Source organism: Rodentibacter sp., from assembly GCF_057314195.1.
This window is the reverse complement of record NZ_DBHLAM010000003.1, coordinates 64682-84172: the sequence shown is the minus strand read 5'-3', so window position 1 is coordinate 84172 and position 19491 is coordinate 64682. Positions and strand designations below refer to the sequence as shown.

The 19491-nt window shown below is 43.4% G+C and carries 21 protein-coding genes; 5 read left to right on the top strand and 16 right to left on the bottom strand.

Annotated features, from left to right (window positions below):
- Positions 1-10: 10 nt before the first annotated feature.
- The 5 genes from hisS to rlmN all read right to left on the bottom strand — a co-directional run bounded on the left by hisS (position 11) and on the right by rlmN (position 5207).
- Positions 11-1282 carry a histidine--tRNA ligase gene (gene hisS, locus ACO59Y_RS00560; protein WP_486129704.1) on the bottom strand — a complete coding sequence of 424 codons (1272 nt, stop codon included), beginning with the start codon at positions 1280-1282 and terminating at the stop codon, positions 11-13.
- Positions 1283-1291: 9 nt separating this feature from the next.
- Positions 1292-2398 carry a flavodoxin-dependent (E)-4-hydroxy-3-methylbut-2-enyl-diphosphate synthase gene (ispG, locus tag ACO59Y_RS00555; RefSeq protein ID WP_373603847.1) on the bottom strand — a complete coding sequence of 369 codons (1107 nt, stop codon included), beginning with the start codon at positions 2396-2398 and terminating at the stop codon, positions 1292-1294.
- Between the two features lie 11 nt (positions 2399-2409).
- The gene (locus ACO59Y_RS00550; protein WP_486129702.1) at positions 2410-3417 is read right to left on the bottom strand and encodes a RodZ domain-containing protein; all 1008 of its coding nucleotides are present in this window, start codon (positions 3415-3417) and stop codon (positions 2410-2412) included.
- 68 nt (positions 3418-3485) lie between these two features.
- Positions 3486-4031, bottom strand: coding sequence for a type IV pilus biogenesis/stability protein PilW (gene pilW, locus ACO59Y_RS00545; protein WP_486129700.1), 546 nt, complete (start codon positions 4029-4031; stop codon positions 3486-3488).
- 39 nt (positions 4032-4070) lie between these two features.
- Positions 4071-5207 (bottom strand): dual-specificity RNA methyltransferase RlmN, encoded by a 1137-nt coding sequence (gene rlmN / locus ACO59Y_RS00540; RefSeq protein ID WP_373603845.1) that lies wholly within the window; start codon positions 5205-5207, stop codon positions 4071-4073.
- 233 nt (positions 5208-5440) lie between these two features.
- Here rlmN and ACO59Y_RS00535 point away from each other — a divergent pair, with 233 nt between their 5' ends.
- From ACO59Y_RS00535 to ACO59Y_RS00515, 5 genes are all read left to right on the top strand, one after another.
- Positions 5441-6322 (top strand): D-alanyl-D-alanine carboxypeptidase family protein, encoded by an 882-nt coding sequence (locus tag ACO59Y_RS00535; protein ID WP_486129697.1) that lies wholly within the window; start codon positions 5441-5443, stop codon positions 6320-6322.
- A gap of 241 nt (positions 6323-6563) precedes the next feature.
- A complete protein-coding gene (locus ACO59Y_RS00530) occupies positions 6564-7445 on the top strand; it encodes a metal ABC transporter substrate-binding protein (RefSeq protein ID WP_486129695.1) in 882 nt (293 codons plus the stop codon).
- Positions 7445-8362: an ATP-binding cassette domain-containing protein gene (locus ACO59Y_RS00525; RefSeq protein ID WP_486129693.1), complete on the top strand. Its 918-nt coding sequence runs from the start codon at positions 7445-7447 to the stop codon at positions 8360-8362. Before ACO59Y_RS00530 ends, ACO59Y_RS00525 begins: the two co-directional genes overlap by 1 nt.
- Entirely contained in the window at positions 8362-9210 is an 849-nt protein-coding gene (locus ACO59Y_RS00520) for a metal ABC transporter permease (protein ID WP_373604305.1), read from the top strand. Before ACO59Y_RS00525 ends, ACO59Y_RS00520 begins: the two co-directional genes overlap by 1 nt.
- Positions 9203-10030: a metal ABC transporter permease gene (locus ACO59Y_RS00515; RefSeq protein ID WP_486129691.1), complete on the top strand. Its 828-nt coding sequence runs from the start codon at positions 9203-9205 to the stop codon at positions 10028-10030. Before ACO59Y_RS00520 ends, ACO59Y_RS00515 begins: the two co-directional genes overlap by 8 nt.
- A 132-nt stretch (positions 10031-10162) precedes the next feature.
- Here ACO59Y_RS00515 and rlmC read toward each other — a convergent pair whose 3' ends face one another.
- The 11 genes from rlmC to rpmH all read right to left on the bottom strand — a co-directional run.
- Positions 10163-11341 (bottom strand): 23S rRNA (uracil(747)-C(5))-methyltransferase RlmC, encoded by a 1179-nt coding sequence (rlmC, locus tag ACO59Y_RS00510; protein ID WP_486129738.1) that lies wholly within the window; start codon positions 11339-11341, stop codon positions 10163-10165.
- Positions 11338-12384 carry a beta-N-acetylhexosaminidase gene (nagZ, locus tag ACO59Y_RS00505; RefSeq protein ID WP_486129689.1) on the bottom strand — a complete coding sequence of 349 codons (1047 nt, stop codon included), beginning with the start codon at positions 12382-12384 and terminating at the stop codon, positions 11338-11340. The genes rlmC and nagZ overlap by 4 nt, the downstream gene beginning before the upstream one ends.
- Positions 12385-12386: 2 nt before the next feature.
- On the bottom strand, positions 12387-12737 hold the full coding sequence (locus ACO59Y_RS00500) for a DUF1425 domain-containing protein (protein ID WP_373603839.1): 351 nt from the start codon (positions 12735-12737) through the stop codon (positions 12387-12389).
- Positions 12737-13087 (bottom strand): purine nucleoside phosphoramidase, encoded by a 351-nt coding sequence (gene hinT, locus ACO59Y_RS00495; protein WP_373603838.1) that lies wholly within the window; start codon positions 13085-13087, stop codon positions 12737-12739. The genes ACO59Y_RS00500 and hinT overlap by 1 nt, the downstream gene beginning before the upstream one ends.
- 128 nt (positions 13088-13215) lie before the next feature.
- Positions 13216-15075 (bottom strand): SurA N-terminal domain-containing protein, encoded by a 1860-nt coding sequence (locus ACO59Y_RS00490; protein ID WP_486129686.1) that lies wholly within the window; start codon positions 15073-15075, stop codon positions 13216-13218.
- A 63-nt stretch (positions 15076-15138) separates the two neighbouring features.
- Entirely contained in the window at positions 15139-15705 is a 567-nt protein-coding gene (locus ACO59Y_RS00485; protein WP_486129684.1) for a manganese efflux pump MntP, read from the bottom strand.
- Positions 15706-15708: 3 nt separating this feature from the next.
- Positions 15709-17067, bottom strand: coding sequence for a tRNA uridine-5-carboxymethylaminomethyl(34) synthesis GTPase MnmE (mnmE, locus tag ACO59Y_RS00480; protein WP_486129682.1), 1359 nt, complete (start codon positions 17065-17067; stop codon positions 15709-15711).
- Between the two features lie 139 nt (positions 17068-17206).
- A complete protein-coding gene (gene yidC, locus ACO59Y_RS00475) occupies positions 17207-18826 on the bottom strand; it encodes a membrane protein insertase YidC (RefSeq protein ID WP_486129680.1) in 1620 nt (539 codons plus the stop codon).
- Positions 18826-19086 (bottom strand): membrane protein insertion efficiency factor YidD, encoded by a 261-nt coding sequence (gene yidD / locus ACO59Y_RS00470; protein ID WP_486129678.1) that lies wholly within the window; start codon positions 19084-19086, stop codon positions 18826-18828. Before yidD ends, yidC begins: the two co-directional genes overlap by 1 nt.
- Positions 19050-19409 (bottom strand): ribonuclease P protein component, encoded by a 360-nt coding sequence (rnpA, locus tag ACO59Y_RS00465; protein ID WP_486129676.1) that lies wholly within the window; start codon positions 19407-19409, stop codon positions 19050-19052. Before rnpA ends, yidD begins: the two co-directional genes overlap by 37 nt.
- Positions 19410-19421: 12 nt before the next feature.
- Positions 19422-19491, bottom strand: a 70-nt coding sequence (gene rpmH, locus ACO59Y_RS00460) for a 50S ribosomal protein L34 (protein ID WP_486129736.1), incomplete at its 5' end; no start/stop codon positions are given.

Below are 19491 nucleotides of genomic sequence, written 5' to 3'. Positions count from 1 at the left end.
TTCTTTACCTTTAAAATTGAGCCTGAATATAATCAATCACTTGCGTAGCATCGATAACTTGTTGATCAACGCCACCATGCAAATGTTTCACGACCACTTGGTTATTTTGTACTTCGCTTTCGCCGAGCACTAATGCTAAAGCTGCACCGGATTTATCCGCGCGTTTAAATTGTTTCTTAAAGCTACCGCTAGAGGCATGCAACATTACGCGTAAGTGCGGTAATGCCGAACGAACTTTTTCCGCTAATTGGAATGCGGCTAAGGTCGTCCCTTCACCTTGATAAACAAGGTAAATATCTACTGCCTTTTCTACCGGAATATTTTGATTCACTTCTTGCACCAACAATACTAAGCGCTCTAACCCCATCGCAAAACCGATACCCGGACTAGCATGTCCACCCAACTGTTCAACCAAGCCGTCGTAACGGCCACCACCACACACAGTGCCTTGCGCGCCCAATGCGGTTGTTACCCATTCAAATACGGTTTTGTTGTAGTAGTCTAATCCGCGCACGAGCTTTGAATTAATTTCGTATTGAATGCCAATCGCATCCAATAAACTGCATAACTGAGAAAAGTGCTCACGACTTTCATCATCTAAGTAATCAAGCAATTTCGGTGCGTCGTCCAGCACTTTCTGTAATTCTGGATTTTTCGTATCCAAAATCCGTAACGGATTTTTCACCAAACGTTCTTTTTCTTCTTCACTCATTAAGCCTTGGTGATTTTGCAAAAACGCCACCAATGCGGTGCGATAATTCGCCCGAGCTTCTAACGAACCGATTGAGTTAAGTTGCAAGGAAACATGTTTTTCAATACCCAACATTTTCCAGAGACGCGCCGTTAAAATGATTAATTCTGCATCAATTTCCGGGTTCGCAATGCCGAACACTTCCACACCGGCTTGGTGAAATTGACGGTAACGCCCTTTTTGCGGACGCTCATGGCGGAACATTGGTCCCATATACCATAAACGTTGCTCGTTATTATAAATCCAACCATGTTCAATTGCCGCGCGTACGCAACCTGCGGTGCCTTCCGGACGAAGCGTCAATTGTTCCTCATTATCCCAGAACGTGTACATTTCTTTTGATACGACGTCAGTCACTTCACCAATGGCGCGCGTAAATAATGCCGTATTTTCGACGAGCGGCATACGCACTTCTGAATAGCCGTAACTTGCCAAAACTTGACGCACCTGCGCTTCAATCCACTGCCATAGTGGCGACTCCGTCGGAGCACAATCGTTCATTCCACGAATTGCTTGAATAGTTTTTGCCACAATATATCCTTAAAGAATTCGATTATTCGGATCTTGTCGTGCAACTCTCGCACGAATCTTTGCTTCCAATTGATTGATAATATCTTCGTTATCAAAACGCTCTTTTTGACGTTCGCCGTCTACATAATAACCACTTTTTTTATTTCCGCCGGTCACTCCTAAATCAGAAACCAACGCTTCACCCGGACCATTTACTACGCAGCCAATAATGGAGACGTCCATCGGCGTAATAATGTCTTCTAGGCGTTGTTCAAGAGCGTTGACCGTGCCAATGACGTCAAACTCCTGACGGGAGCAAGTCGGACAGGCAATAAAATTAATACCGCGCGAACGAATACGCAAAGATTTCAAAATATCGAAACCAACTTTAATTTCTTCGACCGGATCGGCAGCTAAAGAAACACGCAAGGTATCACCGATGCCTTCGGCCAACAACATGCCTAAACCGATGGCGGATTTTACTGCACCTGCACGAGCACCACCGGCTTCGGTGATGCCCAAATGCAGCGGTTGTTTAATCGCTTTTGCCAATAAACGATAAGATTCTATCGCCAAAAAAACATCGGAAGCTTTAACACTGACTTTAAATTGATCAAAGTTGAGTCGGTCTAAAATATCTACATGACGTAACGCTGATTCCAATAAGGCTTGCGGCGTTGGTTCGCCGTATTTTTCTTGAATATCCTTCTCCAAAGAACCGGCATTTACGCCGATACGAATCGGAATATTTTTATCACGAGCACAATCCACTACGGCTCGAATGCGGTCCTCTCGCCCAATATTACCCGGATTGATACGCAAGCAATCCACGCCATATTCCGCGACTTTAAGCGCAATGCGGTAGTCGAAATGAATATCTGCCACAAGCGGTACATTCACTTGTTGTTTGATGATTTTAAAGGCTTCCGCTGCCTCCATAGTCGGCACGGATACGCGTACGATATCTGCCCCCACGCGCTCCAGCGACTTGATTTGCGCAACCGTAGCTTCCACATCAGTAGTGCGAGTATTGGTCATTGATTGTACAGCAATCGGCGCATCGCCGCCGATCGGTACGTTGCCGACATAAATCTTTGTTGATTCACGACGCTTAATGGTTGGTTGAAAAGCTGACATAATTCTTCCTATTAAGGTTGTGAAAGTTTAAATTTTGCTACTCGACCATCTACTTTGAGCGGATAATTTTCCCCCTTATAAGTGATTCGAACATTCCCAGGAGCACCTACGATTAAGGAAAATTCATCGCCGCTAAAAGTGAGTACTTCGCCTTGCTTATATTCTTTTTGTACAAGGACTTTACGATTACTATCTTTAACGCTTAGCCAGCTAGTATTTCTTAGTATTTCCACAACCAGATCGCCTTGTGCAATCGGAGGCGCCGGAGAAATCGTCGGATTTTCCACCGAACTTTGACTATCCGGCGGAATTGCCGTTTCACCGTTTACGGTCGATTCTGATTTAGACGACAAATTTTCAATTTGTTCTTGTTGAACCGACGCTATATTTGTTGCTTTAGACTCAGTTTCGATCTCGTTACCGTTCGCTGCCGAGGGCATACTATCCAACGGCATCATTTGCCCGGGTTGTTTCATTATTCCGGTTGGTTGAACAACAGGCGCTTCAGCAAGCACTGAATTTTTCGGCGCAGTTTGCGTATCTTCTGAATTAGATACATAGTTTTTCACTAGAATATCACGTTCTTCATTGGATTTTTGATAATTCTGCCACCACCATAAGCCCGTCATGCTTAGTGCCACAAACAACACTAACACGGTTAAATAACCGATCCAGCGGTTATGTAAAGAATATTGATTAACCGAACGAGTCGCTCGCACGTTTTTATCTAAATCAATTTGCTCACTTTCACCAAAAGAAAGATCATTCCACAAACTTTCCGGTAAACGCAAAAATTTACCGTAGCTACGGACGTAGCCTTTTACAAAGGTAGCAGGAACATTTTTCTGGATAAACTCGTTGTTTTCGATTTGCACTAAAATGGAAGGACGTAAAGCAATTTGTTTAGAAACATCTTCAAGAGATAAATTCAGCGCTTCGCGAGCCTGACGAAATTTTTCGCCTAAGGTCACTTCGGCTTGTTCGTTTTGCGCTTGAGATTGTTCAACTTGCGTATTCATGAGTTCATTATTTGATGGATATAATTAGACGCTGAATTTTAAAGTCGAAAGCGCTTTTTGGCAATGTTTTATTTGGCTCGATTCAGCTTTTCCGCGCGATGAGCATCGATTTGCCGCAGTTTATCAAAAGCCTGTTGATACAGTTCCCGCCGATTTTCCGCCTGCGCGCAAAGCGCTATATTTTCATAAGTATCCGCTTGACGATAATAATTCGGCGAAGACAACGCTGCCTCAAATTGTTCATAGGCTTGCACAAACTCGCCTCGCCCGCATAAAAATGCGCCGAAATTATTATGCGTATCGCCTTGTTTTGGGTCTAATTTAAGCGCTTGTTGATAAGCTTGGTGCGCGGCGCTCGCATCCCCCTGCAATTGATAAAAATGTGCCAGTGCGGAATACACTAGATAATAATTTTTATCATGCTCTAAGGCTTTATCCAAATTCTGTTTAGCTTGCGGTAGATTATTTTGTTGAAGATAACCGAGAGCAAGTTCTACACGCGCCTTTGCCGCACGTTGTTTATTAAAAGCAACGGTGTCATTTTGTGAAACACAAGCAGAGAAAAGCAAAGGGAAAATGATCGCTCCTACAAATCGAATAACCTTGAGTTTCATTTTTCCTCCGTTAATTTCGTAAACTTAATTCAGCTAAATTCAGCTAACTTGCGTAACCCCGATATTTTGCCCGAATTGACGTTTCAATGCGGTGCGCTTGGTGCGGTCAATAACATCGCCGGCTAATTGTCCGCAAGCCGCATCAATATCGTCGCCACGGGTTTTTCGCACGATTACGGTTAAACCGTATTCCATCAAAGTTTTCTGGAAGCGATCAATGCGCGTGTTGGAGCTTTTTGCATAGGGCGCTTGCGGGAAAGGGTTCCATGGGATCAGGTTAATTTTACACGGTGTATTTTTTAACACTTCCGCTAATTGATGAGCGTGTTCCACATGATCATTAACATGATCCAACATCACATATTCAATGGTGACCTTGCCGTGGTTGGCATTGGATGTACTCAAATAACGATTAACCGAATCAATAAGGGTTTTAATATTGTATTTTTTATTTAACGGTACAATTTCATCACGCAATTCATCGTTCGGCGCATGTAAGGAAATTGCTAACGCTACGTCGATCATTTTGCTTAAATTATCCAGCGCCGGCACCACGCCTGAAGTGGATAAAGTCACGCGGCGTTTAGATAAACCGTAAGCGAAATCATCCAACATAATTTCCATTGCCGGCACAACGTTTGCCACGTTGAGCAGCGGCTCGCCCATACCCATCATCACTACATTGGTAATCGGACGTATACCAGTAACGCCGAAATTACCGATAATTTTCGAAGCTCGCCATACCTGACCGATAATTTCCGCTACCGTTAAATTTCGATTAAAGCCTTGTTGTGCAGTGGAACAGAATGTGCAAGCCAAGGCGCAACCGACCTGCGAAGAAACACACAAGGTGGCGCGATCCGCTTCGGGAATATACACGGTTTCCACTTGCTGATCGCCCACCTGCATCGCCCATTTAATGGTTCCATCGGCAGAACGTTGTTCTACTGCCACTTCTGGCGCTTTAATTTCCGCCACGGATTTTAATTTTTCACGCAATTTCTTATTAATATTCGTCATATTGTCGAAGTTATCTTCGCCAAAATGATAAATCCATTTTACCAATTGATCGGCGCGAAACGGTTTTTCGCCTAATTCGGCAAAAAATTCGCGCATTTGTCGGCGCGTCAAATCCATTAAATTGATTTTTTTATTCTGTTCCAAAGTTTCTAACATTTAAGCCTCGTTGCTACACATTGTGGCGGTAAACATTGCGGCGATTCGCCTAACAAAAGCCTGATATAAAAATGAGCAACGATTCTACAGATTTGCCACCGGATAAGCTAGCGAATTTCAAAGACGCAACAAATTTTACCTATCATGTTTTGCGAAGCGAATCGCAAAATTTCATTATTGTTGGTAAAAAACTGAGCTAAAATACACACTCGTTTTATTCTCCGGTGTTCGCAATGTTAAAAAAACTTCTTGCTCTTTTTTTCTGTTTTATTCCATTCCTCGCCACAGCACAATCTTATGTCGTTTATGATTTTACGCGCGATAAAGTATTGGAAAGCAGTTCACCGAATCACGTTCAACCCATTGCGTCCGTAACGAAGTTAATGACCGCCAATGTATTTTTGGAGCATAATAAAAACCCGCGTTGCACTACCTCAATTACTGATGACGACATTGATTACATCAAAGGCACGCACACTAAATTACCGAAATACACGCCAATCGCCTGTAATGAATTATTAAAAGCAATGTTAGTGCATTCCGATAACTATGCGGCACATGCACTTTCTCGCTCAGCCGGTATGAGTCGCTTACAATTCATCCAAAAAATGAATGAAAAAGCTCGCGAATTGGGTATGCGTTCTACCCGTTTTGCAGACAGTTCTGGTTTATCTCAAAATAATATTTCCAGCGCAATGGATTTAGTAAAATTGGCAAAGTATTCCATGCATAAATCACAAATCAAAGAGTTATCGAATATGCCCAGCGCTTACATTCAAACCGGCAAACGCAATATATTCGTAAAAAACACCAATAAATTGGTGCGCGAAGAAGTATTCGACGCAGCAATTAACAAAACCGGTTATATTCAGGAATCAGGCTACAATTTAGTGTTTATTCACAAACATCCTTGTCGGAACGCCACCATCGGGGTAATTAGTTTAAATAACAGCTCGTCCCAATTCAGAACCAATTTCACCAAAGGTAAATTAGAAAAATACGGTTGTACGGCCGGCCATCATTTACATAGTTTTACGGAAGAAGATGCGCAATACGAAGAAGATTATGATGAAGAAGGATTAAATAATCTGATCAAGCAAGTCACCCAAAATTAACCCATAAAATGCCGTTCTTTTTCATTCGGCATTTTTATTACAACCGTAAACATTCAAAAGCATAGAAAAAATCTATCGTTCTTTTTGCTATCCTGCCCCTAACTAAAACAAATATTACTTTTTGATAATCATTTTTATTTCAAATCTATGTAAAAAGTAGTAGTATTAATTCCGATAAATATGGATAAGTTTGTTTTCCATATTTAGGCAAAAGTAAATTTCAATTTTATAAGGAGCATTCATGAAATATTCATGCAAAATTATGGCCGCGTTTGCCCTCAGTTTATTTGCTATGCAAGCCAATGCCAAATTTAAAGTCGTCACCACTTTTACTGTGATTCAAGACATCGCGCAAAATGTGGGTGGCGATGCGGTGCTGGTAGAGTCGATCACAAAACCGGGAGCGGAAATTCACGAATATGAACCGACTCCAAAAGACATTGTAAAAGCGCAATCCGCTGATTTGATTTTATGGAACGGATTAAATTTGGAACGTTGGTTTGAGCGTTTCTTCCAAAACATTAAAGATAAACCGGCCGTCGTCGTCACCGAAGGTATTCAACCGCTTTCCATTTATGAAGGGCCTTATAAGAACGCACCGAATCCGCATGCCTGGATGTCGCCTTCCAATGCGGTGCTCTACATAGAGAACATTAAAAACGCCTTAGTGAAATACGATCCGCAAAATGCCGCAATTTATGAAAAAAATGCCGCGGATTACGCCCAAAAAATCAAACAACTTGATGAACCGCTACGAGCCAAACTCGCCCAAATTCCTGAAAATCAACGTTGGCTGGTAACTAGTGAGGGCGCCTTCAGTTATTTAGCAAAAGACTATAATTTAAAAGAAGGCTACTTATGGCCGATTAATGCAGAACAACAAGGCACGCCGCAACAGGTTCGAAAAGTGATTGATTTAGTTAGAAAAAATAATATTCCGGTGGTATTTAGCGAAAGCACGATTTCACCTAAACCGGCGCAACAAGTCGCTAAAGAAAGCGGTGCGAAATACGGTGGTGTATTATATGTGGATTCCCTCTCGGCCAAAGACGGGCCCGTTCCAACTTATATCGATTTATTGAACGTCACCGTTTCCACTATCGTTAAAGGATTTGAAAAGTAATGGATGCATTCTCGACATCAATTTGGGTAAATGACGTTACCGTGCGTTATAACAACGGGCACACGGCTATTCATAATATGACCTTTGCTCTTCACGGTGGCACAATTTGCGCATTGGTGGGCGTGAACGGGAGCGGTAAATCCACGCTGTTTAAAAGCTTAATGGGTTTGGTGAAACCGCAACAAGGAGAAATTAAACTCGCTGATTTGCCGATAGCTCAAGCGTTAAAACGAAATTTAATCGCTTATGTTCCCCAATCGGAAGAAGTGGACTGGCAATTCCCGGTTTCCGTGTACGATGTAGTGATGATGGGACGTTACGGCTATATGAATTTTTTACGTATTCCTAAAGCCATTGATAAACAAAAAGTGCAAGAGGCAATGCAACGGGTAAATATCGAGCACCTCGCACAGCGGCAAATCGGCGAGCTTTCGGGCGGGCAGAAAAAACGTGTATTCCTTGCCCGTGCCTTGGCACAACAAAGCCCGATTATTTTGCTTGATGAACCCTTCACCGGCGTAGATGTAAAAACTGAAAATGCGATTATCAAACTATTAAAACAGCTCCGCATTGAAGGCCATTTAATTCTGGTTTCCACGCATAATTTAGGTTCAGTACCTGATTTTTGCGATCAAGTGGTGATGATTAACCGCACCGTGATCGCTGCAGGGAAAACCGAAGATACCTTCAACCAACATAATTTGGAGCTCGTGTTCGGCGGCGTACTACGCCATATCAAATTACTCGGCGAAGATTTGCATAACGACGAAGACAAACGTGCGGTCACCGTTTTAACGGATGATGAAAAAGCCGTGGTGTTCTATGGTAAAACCAAACAAGATCCGCCTGCTCTGACCACACAAACTTGTCATTTCGATGAACCCGAAAATACGCTCAAAAATAAGGGGAATAGATGATACCGGATTTATTGCTCGAACCTTTTTCTTATGACTATATGCTCAAAGCGATGATATTGAGCGCTGCCGTAGGCGGAATCTGCGCTTTTTTATCTTCTTATTTAATGCTCAAAGGTTGGTCACTCATCGGCGATGCACTTTCCCATTCCGTAGTACCGGGTGTGGCGATTGCTTACGCGCTTTCGCTGCCTTATGCGGTCGGCGCATTTTTCGCCGGCATTTTAGCCGCCCTTTCCATTCTTTGGGTGAAATCCATTTCCAAACTCAAAGAAGATGCCGTAATCGGCTTTATTTTCAGCACTTTTTTTGCCCTCGGCTTATTGATTATTTCCTTAAATCCGACCGCCGTGAACGTGCAAAGCATTATTCTTGGCAATATTTTAGGCATCGCCGATGAAGACGTTTACCAAGTCGCCATGATTATCGGCCTTTGCTTGCTCTTGCTTTTATTATTTTGGAAAGATTTACTGCTAATTTTTTTCGACGAGACCCAAGCCGTTACCGTCGGGCTTTCACCGTTATTTTATAAAATTCTATTCTTCACCTTATTAAGCGCATGCGTAGTGGCCGCATTACAAACCGTCGGTGCCATTCTTGTAATAGCTATGGTGATCACACCGGGCGCGACCGCTTATTTACTCACGGATAAATTTAAAACCTTGGCAATCATCGCGGTCGTCTTGGGTTCACTAACAAGTTTTGTCGGCGTCTATATCAGCTATTATTTAGACGGTGCAACAGGCGGCGTGATTGTCACATTACAAACTTTATTATTCTTAGCGGCGTTTTTGCTTTCGCCAAAATACGGCTTGCTCACACGCCATAAAAAGGCGGTGCAGCATGCTTGATTGGATTCTTGAACCGCTTCAATTCGATTTTATGCAAAATGCGCTGCTTACCGCATTAGTTGTCTCGATCATCTGCGCCCTACTTTCTTGCTACCTGATATTAAAAGGCTGGTCGTTAATGGGCGATGCCATTTCCCATGCGGTTTTGCCCGGTATCGTGTTGGCTTATTTGGCGGCAATTCCACTGGCGATCGGCGCATTTTGCTCCGCTATTATTTGTTCTCTCGGGGTGGGTTACTTAAAAGAAAACAGCCGAATCAAAGAAGACACGGCGATGGGTATTGTGTTTTCCGGCATGTTTGCTATCGGCTTGGTAATGTTCACTAAAGTGCAAACCGAACAACATTTAACTCATATTTTATTCGGTAACGTACTTGGCGTCAGCCGAGCGGAGTTGTACCAAAACGCTCTTGTTTCAGCATTAATTTTTGTAGTGATAATATTGAAACGAAAAGATCTCTTGCTTTATTGCTTCGATCCTTGTCACGCTCGGATTACCGGACTTTCGCCAAAATTATTGCACTACGGCTTACTGACATTACTCGCTTTAACGATTGTCAGCACAATGCAAGTGGTCGGTGTAATTTTAGTCGTTGCCATGCTTATCGCGCCGGGCATTAGCGCGCTCACACTGACAAAATCCTTCGACAAAATGCTGTGGCTTGCCGTCGCAAGTGCCGCTACATCAAGCCTTATCGGCGTCATTTTAAGCTATCATATCGATGCGTCGACAGGCGCGTGCATTATTCTTTTACAAGCGGCATTTTTTATTGTCGCCTTGGCCTATAGCAAATTTCGCGCCGTAATACAGGCGGGTTAATCTCGCTTTCACAAAAGTCATAGAACGTTTACGCAAGCGAAAATTATACTCACAAAATAGCACCGCATTGGAGGCAGTTCCAATGCGGTGCTATTTTTAATGTTCAATTCAGCAATTATTTTTGCCGCGTTTTTATCTATCGTGAACCCGTTCTAATAGCACCAAAGTTTCATAATGCGTCGTGTGCGGGAACATATCGAAAAGCCGAATTTTTGTCGGTTCGTAACGAGTCAAATATTGCAAATCGTCACTCATGGAAACCGCATGACAGCTCGAATACAAAATAAAGCGCGGTTGTGTTTCATTAAGAAATTCGCTTAACAACCGACCGATGCCGCGACGCGGCGGGTTCACTATAATCAAATCGGGTTTGCTCGCATTTTGCTTTAAAGCGAAATTCGCCGCATCCAACGACTGAAAATTAACGGCCTGCAAGCCCAATTTCCGGGCGGCGGTCCGTGCCGCCAGAATGGCAGAAGGCGAGATCTCAATACCGCTAAGCTCTACTTGGATTCCTTGCTTTTCTTGCAAAGCCTTGGCGCAATGCAAACCAAATCCGCCCACGCCACAGAATAAATCCCACAATTTAGCAATCGGTAAATCTTCAATCCATTGTTGCGCCGTGGCATATAACGCGGCCGCTACCGTTGGATTGGTTTGAAAAAAGCCTTGCGGACGAATAAAGAGCGGCACACCATTGAAATTTTCCGGCAAAAATTGTTGCTCAGTCAGAAAAATTTCCTGCTTGCCTTCTAAAATGGCGGCGTGTTCTGGTTGTAAATTCACGCTCACCACTTCCAGTTGCGGCAATTTGGATAAAAGCCCGTCAAGTTCGCGGCGAATTAACGCGACTTTATTTTCGGAACGCAATACAAAACGCAGCATTAATTTGCCCGTTGCCGTGCTTTCAGTAAGCAAAATATATTTCAGTTCGCCTTTTCGTTTCGCTACGTTATAAGGCACCAATCCGGCGCGAGCGATAAAATCTTTGAGAACGGCAAACACCGTACGAAAATGCGCAGGATAAAGTGGACAATCGCATAAATCGACCGCGCTTTGCGGTTCATTCGGATCTTGCAAAATGCCCAAAATCGGGCGTTCCACTGTGCCGCTAGCGACCATTTTGGCTTTATTACGAAAGGCGGCTTGCGGTGATTGGAAGGGAGGGAACCATTTCAATGCGGTGCTATTTAGCGATCTCAATTGTGCTTGCAAATGCGCGCTTTTCTCGGCCAATTGGCGCTCATAAGGCATTTTTAGCCATCGGCACGAACGACAATCGCCGCGTTGATAATGCGGACAATCGATCATGCTTTGCTTGCCAGCCATTGCTGTTGAAGGGTAGCCAGCTTTTTGTGATTTTCTAACCAACGTGGAATTTTGCACAATTCCGACCAAGTGTATGCTCTCTTCTTAAATAATCTGTTCAAACGCGTTTGACGGGCATGAGAATGCAGTGAATTTTCGGAAAGCTTTAATTTATCCAGCACCTGAATCACGCCCTCGCGTTCATTGCAAAGCAGCAGCAAATCGCAGCCTGCATTCAAGGCTTTCTCACTACGGGCAACAAAGTCACCCATAAATCCGGCACCTTTCATACCAAGATCATCGGAAAAAATCGCACCATCAAAGTTGAACCGTTCGCGCAAAATGCGTTTGAGCCAATATTCGGAACCGCTCGCCGGTTGGCTGTCGCATTGCGTATAAATGACATGAGCCGGCATAATCGCATCCAATTTTTGCTGTGCGATAAGTTGTTGAAACGGCTGAATATCTTCGCTGAAAATGTCCGCTTGGGGGCGTTCGTCATAAGGCGTTTCCAAATGCGAATCCGCCAATACGCGACCGTGCCCCGGGAAATGCTTTCCGGTGCTCGCCATACCGGCTTCGTGCATACCATTGATAAAAACGCCGGCCAAATCGATCGCGGTTTTCACTTCCTTGCCAAAACTACGATCGCCGATAGCACCGCATTCGTGTCCCAAATCCAGCACCGGCGCGAAACTTAAATCGATATCTGACGCAATCATTTCCGCCGCCATTTGCCAACCGGCTTCATGTGCCCAAGCTTGTTGTTGTCGCACATCATTCGACAAAGCGGCAAAGGCCTGCATCGCCGGTAGCAGAGTAAAGCCTTCGCGGAAACGCTGAACGCGTCCGCCTTCTTGGTCAACAGTAATCAGCAACGGCTTTTTTACGCAGTTGCGTACGGATTTCACCAAGGCCTGGAGTTGCGCGCGGTCGTAAAAATTGCGGGTGAATAAAATCAAACCGGCTACCAGCGGATGTTGCAACAATTCCACTTCTTCTTGCGTCAGCTCGTAGCCTTCAAGATCGATTAATAATGTTGACATAGTTATTGCAAATAAAGACGGTAATTCGTGCTTTCAGAGGTAGGTTTTATTAATTCAACGGCTTTTTGTTCTTGCGGTTGCAAATATAAATTGCCGGAAAGACTTTCGCGCTGCGCCTCGCGTACTTGAGTCACGCCCTGCGCGTTATACCAAAAAAGATGGTAGTTTACTTTGATCGGTTGAGCGCTTTTATTTTTTATCCAAGCCGAATTCCGATCAGCTTTTGCTTCGACGGAAGTGGCAAGATTTTCGGCAATATTGAGAATCGGACTGTCCGAATGCACTAGATTCGGTGCGGTGCCGGAACAAGCGGTCAACATCAACCCGACGGCTAAAATCAGCGTGCTTTTCATTATTTATCCAACATTTTGCCCAGCGGTTCGCCGCCTACAAGATGCATATGAATGTGAAAGACTTCTTGTCCACCGTGCTTGTTACAATTAACGATTAAACGATAGCCGTCTTCCGCAATACCTTCTTGTTTGGCCAATTTCGCTGCCACGGTAAACAAACGACCGAGCATCGCTTCATCTTGTTCGGTTACGTCATTGACGGTCGGAATCAATTTATTCGGAATAATTAAAATATGCGTCTTCGCTTGCGGAGCAATATCGCGGAAAGCAGTCACCCACTCGTCTTGATAAACGATCGTTGCCGGAATTTCTTTACGAATAATTTTGCTGAAAATAGTCTCTTCTGCCATGGGGTTTTCCTTTGTTTAATGAAAAGTGCGATTGAAAAAACCGCGCATTTTTATCAGAAATCAAGAGAATTGCAATTTACCCTGTTCGGAAAAAAGCCTATGTTTCCATAGGCTCTCAACATTAAGGATTAATTTTCTTCTTCCTGTTTAATGAAAGTTTCGTTAATCTCAATTTGTGCTTTTTCGCGTAGCGCTTGCATTAACTGCGCACGTAATTCCAACTGATGGGCTTTTAATAATTGCGCACCAAATTGTGTCAATTCTTGCTCGGTTAATTCGCCCTGCTCCACTTTATCAAGCGCCGCAATAATTACATCGCCTTTGCCATTACGCACGATTTTGTAAGTCGCGCCGTTTTCCGGTTTGGCAATGGAGAAAATGCCGTTAATGAGTGTCGCGTCTTGGTTGTCCGCAAAAGTAAAAATTTGTTCTGCACCGAGGGCTAAGTCTGACCGCGGTTTATTCGGATTTGCCGATAATTCTCCGACTGCTTGAGTTGCGCTTGCCAATAAAGCTTTTTCCGCTTTTTCGCGTTTTAAGAAGGTTTCGATGTCCGCTTTTGCTTCGTCCAAACTTTTAATACCTTCCGCTTTATGATCTAGCACGCGCACCACCACAAAATCTTGCTCGCCCACATTTAAAGGTTCAGAATTTACACCACCGTTGGAAATATCGGACTCAAATATCGCAGAAATCACGCCGGATGAATTTAATGCCGCCGGTGCATTTTGACGGGTAAAATAATCGCTTTCTTGCACTTTCACACCGGCTGCTTGCGCTGCGCCTTCTAAAGATTTGCTGTCTTCAAAGGCTTTTTCACGTACTTGTTTTTCCACCAATAAAAAACGATTTTCCAATAAATCTTTGCGCACCGCATCAGCGACTTGGTTTTTCACCTCGTTTAACGCTTTTTCTTTACGCTCTTTAACTAAAATAATATGGAAACTACCGTCCACATAAACCGGCTCGCTATAAGCACCGACCGGCAAATTCACCGCTGCTTCTTCAAATGCTTTCGGCAATTCGTTAGCATTAACCCAGCCTAATTCACCGCCGTTTTCGCCGGAAACTTTATCCGTCGAACGCGCTTTAGCCAATTCAGCGAAGCTCACGCCATTTTTTAATTCTTGATAAGCCGCTTTCGCTTCTTGTTCGTTCGCAAACTGAATATGTGCTAAACGTTGAGTCATAAATTGCGCTTTATTGTCTTGATAATATTGTGCTATTTCAACATCACTCACGCTGATACCTTTTGCCACTTCAGCGCCAGAAACTTGAATATATTGTACTTTTACTTGTTCTGGTTGAGTAAAGGCTTTTTGATTCGCATCGTAATAAGCCTTGATTTCATCAAGGCTAACATTTTGCTTTGTCATCTCTTCAGCAAGGGGGAATATCGCCAAACGAGCGAAACGTTTTTGGAAAAACACTTGCGCATTATCTTTCACTTGTAGCGGCACGACAAATTCGCTGTCGGCAATGCCGTTTTGCATTTGTTCTAGGGTTAACGCGCCACGTAAAATATTAGCGTACATATCCGGTGTTAAACGGCTTTGCGCAAGAATTTGTTGATACAAAGCGTTATCGAATTTGCCGTTCGATTGGAAATTCGGATCGGTTACGATCGCACGTTTAACCATATCATCGCTTACCCCCAATTTAAGTTCTTTCGCATATTGGCGAAGTAATTCTTGATCGATCAAACGCTCGATTAAATCTTGACGTAAATTATTGACAAATTCCGGAGAATCGGAGCGCATTAAAAAAGCTTCGCCTTCTTGTGCCGCACGGGTTTCGAATTCTTGGTTATAGCGATTCATAAAATCTTGCTGAGAAATAATCTCACCGTTTATTTTCGCTGCATATGAATCGTTTGAGCTAAATAAATAGCCAGACATCCCACCGATTAAAAAAGAAACCGTAATCAAACCGAGAATAAATTTAGCCACTTTGGTATTTGCCATACCATGCATTTTTTCAATAAACATATTTACCCTTTTAAAAAGACAAAAATTGCGTCGATTATAATAGAAAGTAAGAAAAATCTCACCCTAAAATACAAAAACACCGTGTTCAAACAAGATTCTCACGCCCATCACAATCAGCACTAAACCACCGAAAATTTCTGCTTTACTTTTGAATGTTCTTCCCAAAAAATGGCCGCTCTTTACACCTAAAAAAGAAAGCATTAACGTGGTTAAGCCGATAATCCAAAGTGCCTCAATAATATTCACGTTCAAAAACGCAAAGGAAATTCCTACGGCGAGTGCATCAATGCTGGTTGCAATGCCGAGCGTAAATAACCGTTTTAAGCTGATAAACTCAATGACGGAACGTTCGTCTTCATCGCGAAAACCTTCGCGAATCATATTCATGCCAATTAATGAAAGAAGCACAAAAGCAATCCAATGATCCCAATATTGAATCAGCTTATTAAATTGTGATCCGAGTACATACCCTATCGCTGGCATGAGGGCTTGAAAAAAACCAAAACAAAAGGCAATGCTCAACGCTTGTTTCCAACGAAAAGAGCGCATTGCCAAGCCTTTGGAAATCAACACGGCAAAAGCATCCATCGAAAGTCCCAATGCAATGAGCCATAAGGTATAAAAACTCATGCACTATTTCCCAATACAAAATGAACTGAAAATATTGCCGAGCAAATCGTCGGAAGTAAATTGCCCGGTAATTTCGCTTAAATTACCTTGAACCAAACGCAATTCTTCCGCTAATAATTCACCGGCATGAAATTCCGTTAATTGCTGCAAACCAATTTGCAAATGTTCCGCCGCTTTTTCCAGCGCCTCCAAATGGCGACGACGTGCTAAAAATCCCCCTTCAATCCCGGTTTGAAAGCCCATCGCTTGCTTTAAATGCTCACGTAATAATTGCACACCGCTGTGATTTTGTGCGGAAAGACGAATCACTTGATAGCCGCCTTCTTCGCTTACGCCTTCCCTTTCGCCGCTTAAATCAATTTTATTACGCACAATAGTCAACGGAATATCAGTCGGCAATTTTGCCAAAAATTCCGCTCGTGCTTTGCTGAGATCCCGGCTTTCCGGCTCGCTACTATCTAGCATTAAAATAATGCGGTCGGCCTGTTCAATTTCGTTCCAAGCTCGAGAAATTCCGATGCGTTCCACTTCATCTGTCGCGTCACGTAGCCCGGCCGTGTCGATAATGTGCAGCGGCATACCATCAATATGAATGTGTTCACGCAATACATCGCGCGTGGTGCCTGCAATGTCCGTAACGATTGCTGCTTCGCGGCCGGCAAGGGCGTTAAGCAAGCTGGATTTTCCGGCATTCGGACGACCGGCAATCACCACCTTCATGCCTTCGCGCAAAATCGAACCTTGTTTGGCTTCGCGACGCACGTCCTCAAGCTGTTCGATAATGTGGCGCAAATTAGCTTCAATTTTGCCATCGGCTAAAAAATCGATTTCTTCGTCCGGAAAATCGATTGCAGCTTCCACATAAGTACGCAGATAAATTACCGAATCAACCAACGCATTGATTTTATTTGAAAATTCACCTTGCAACGATTTTAACGCAGAACGCGCTGCTTGCTCTGACGTAGCATCGATTAAGTCGGCAATAGCTTCCGCTTGTGCCAAGTCCAATTTATCGTTCAAAAAAGCTTGCTCAGAAAATTCTCCGGGACGCGCCAAGCGAACGCCATCAATGTGCAAAATACGTTTAAGCAATAAATCCAATACCACTTGTCCGCCATGCCCTTGTAATTCCAGCACGTCTTCACCGGTGAAGGAATGTGGTGCTTTGAAATAAAGTGCTATGCCTTGGTCTAATGCGGTGCCATCAGCATCCTTAAACGGTAAATAATCCGCCGTACGCGGTTTCGGACATTTGCCCAATACGGCTTGCGCCACTTCGCCGGCCTGCGGACCGGAAATTCTTAAAATGCCGATTCCGCCGCGTCCCGGTGCAGTGGCTTGCGCCACGATCGTTTCTTTCATAAAAGACTCTTTAAAAAAGACCGCATTTTGAACTTCCAATGCGGTGCTAAAACGATAGGACGATACGAACGCCCCAACACGATTTGTAAATGATATAAAAAAGGCACCTTACGATGCCTTTCTTGCGATTCCCTAAAGATTATTTCTTGCGGGAATGTAATCCTTTTTTCTCCAATCCTCGGTAGATTAATTGTTGCTGTGCAATGGTGATGAGGTTAGACACCAACCAGTACAACACCAAGCCTGCCGGGAACCAAAGGAAGAAGAACATAAAAATTAACGGCATGAAATTCATCACTTTCTGTTGCATCGGATCAGCTACCGGGGTCGGTGACATTTTCTGCAACAAGTACATGGAAGCGCCCATTAAGATCGGCAAAATGTAATACGGATCTTGTGCGGATAAGTCCTGAATCCAACCGAAGAACGGGGCGTGGCGAAGTTCGACGGCTTCCATAAATGTCCAGTACAACGCAATGAAAATCGGCATTTGAAGAAGGATCGGTAAACAACCACCAAGTGGGTTCACTTTTTCTTCTTTATACAACTTCATCATTTCTTGACTCATACGTTGACGGTCATCACCGAAACGTTCGCGCATTTCTTGCAATTTCGGCTGCAACATACGCATTTTCGCCATAGAAGTATATTGTGCTTTGGTAAGCGGATATAAAATTGCTTTCACCACGAGAGTTACGCAAATAATCGCTAAGCCCCAATTGGATACGATACCTTGAATAAAGGTCAACAATAAAAATAACGGTTTTGCAATAAACCACGCCCAACCGTAATCCACCGTTAAATCCAAGTGATTTGCTACTTTAGCCATTTCATTTTGCAATTTAGGTCCGGTCCATAAGGAACTTGAAATGGTTTCTTGCGCGCCGGCCGGAATCGTCACGCTCGGACCACGATAACCAATGGAAGCAACATTATTTTTGCTATCGGTAACGGTATAAAGTTGATTATTAACATCTTGATTCGGAATCCAAGCAGAGACGAAATAATGTTGAAGTACCGCAATCCAGCCGGCTTTGGTGTCGATCGAAAGATTTGCGTCTTTCATCTCGGAGAAACTATACTTTTTATAATTAGTTTCTGAAGAAGAATAAGCACCGCCGGTGTAGGTCGGCATTGCTACGTTACCGGAACTTTCTACTAAGGTGTGTTTTAACTGGCCGTAAGGTTCCACTTCAATCTCAGCACCGCTTTGATTGTTAATCGCATAATTCACGCCTACCTCATAACTGCCACGTTTTAATACGAAAATCTTTTGGTAAGTGACACCCTCTTTTTCAAAGATTAATGGCACGGAAAGCGAATCTTGTCCTTCCGTTAATTTGAAATTATCGCCTTCAATTTGATATTGCGCTCGACCGGATTTGGTATCAATCCCGTTCTTACCGATTAAACCGCTTTGCGCGATATAAACCTGTTCAGGCGTATTCTTTAGTAAGACGAACGGAGTTTTGGAATCTAATTCCGCATCATATTTTAATAATTCGGAACTTACGATATCGCCGCCTAACGTATCCACTTTCAAACGGAACACATCATTTTCTAAAGTGATAAGACGACCTTTAACCGCTGAATCAGCTGCAATTTGTGCTGACGAAGAAGAACTTGCAGGCACATCTGAAGCCATTGAAGACGTTTGTTCAACGGCAGGCGGTGGATTTTTATCCATTTGCCATTGTTGATAAACAAGAAAAGAAATAAAAAGTAGTGCTAACACTAACAGGCTACGTCTCGAATCCATTATTTTTTCTCATGGTTATTATTAATTTTCGGCGGAATGGGATCGAACCCGCCGGCGCTTAAGGGGTGACATTTTAATACACGTTTTAACGTAAGCCAACTACCTTTTAACAGTCCGTGGGCTTTCAACGCCTCAATGCCATAGCATGAACAAGTCGGAAAAAATCGGCACCGAGAACCGATTAAAGGACTGAAGATAACTTGATAAATCCGAATTAAACCGATTAGGATTTTTGCGCCAAGCGAATGTGTCGTTGCCATAATTTTTCCAGCGTTTGACGAAATGTCGCATTATCAAGTTTACCGATGCCGGCTTTCGCCACAAATACAAAATCGCATGCAGGCAAAGCATGCTGAGACAAACGGAAACTTTCACGCACTAGACGTTTAATACGATTGCGATCATGAGCACGTTTTAAGTATTTCTTTGCGACGGTTAAGCCCAAACGGGGATGCTCAAGATCATTTTTACGGGCAAGAAGGGTAATTTCGGGAGTGCTGGCTCGAAATGGTTGTTCAAAAACATTTTTGAATTGAGCGGGAGTCAACAAACGCAACTCCCTGGGAAAGTTTAGCGTAACCACTAAAAATGGAGATTATGCCGATAAACTTTTACGACCTTTAGCACGACGACGAGCTAAAACTTGACGGCCGTTTTTAGTTGCC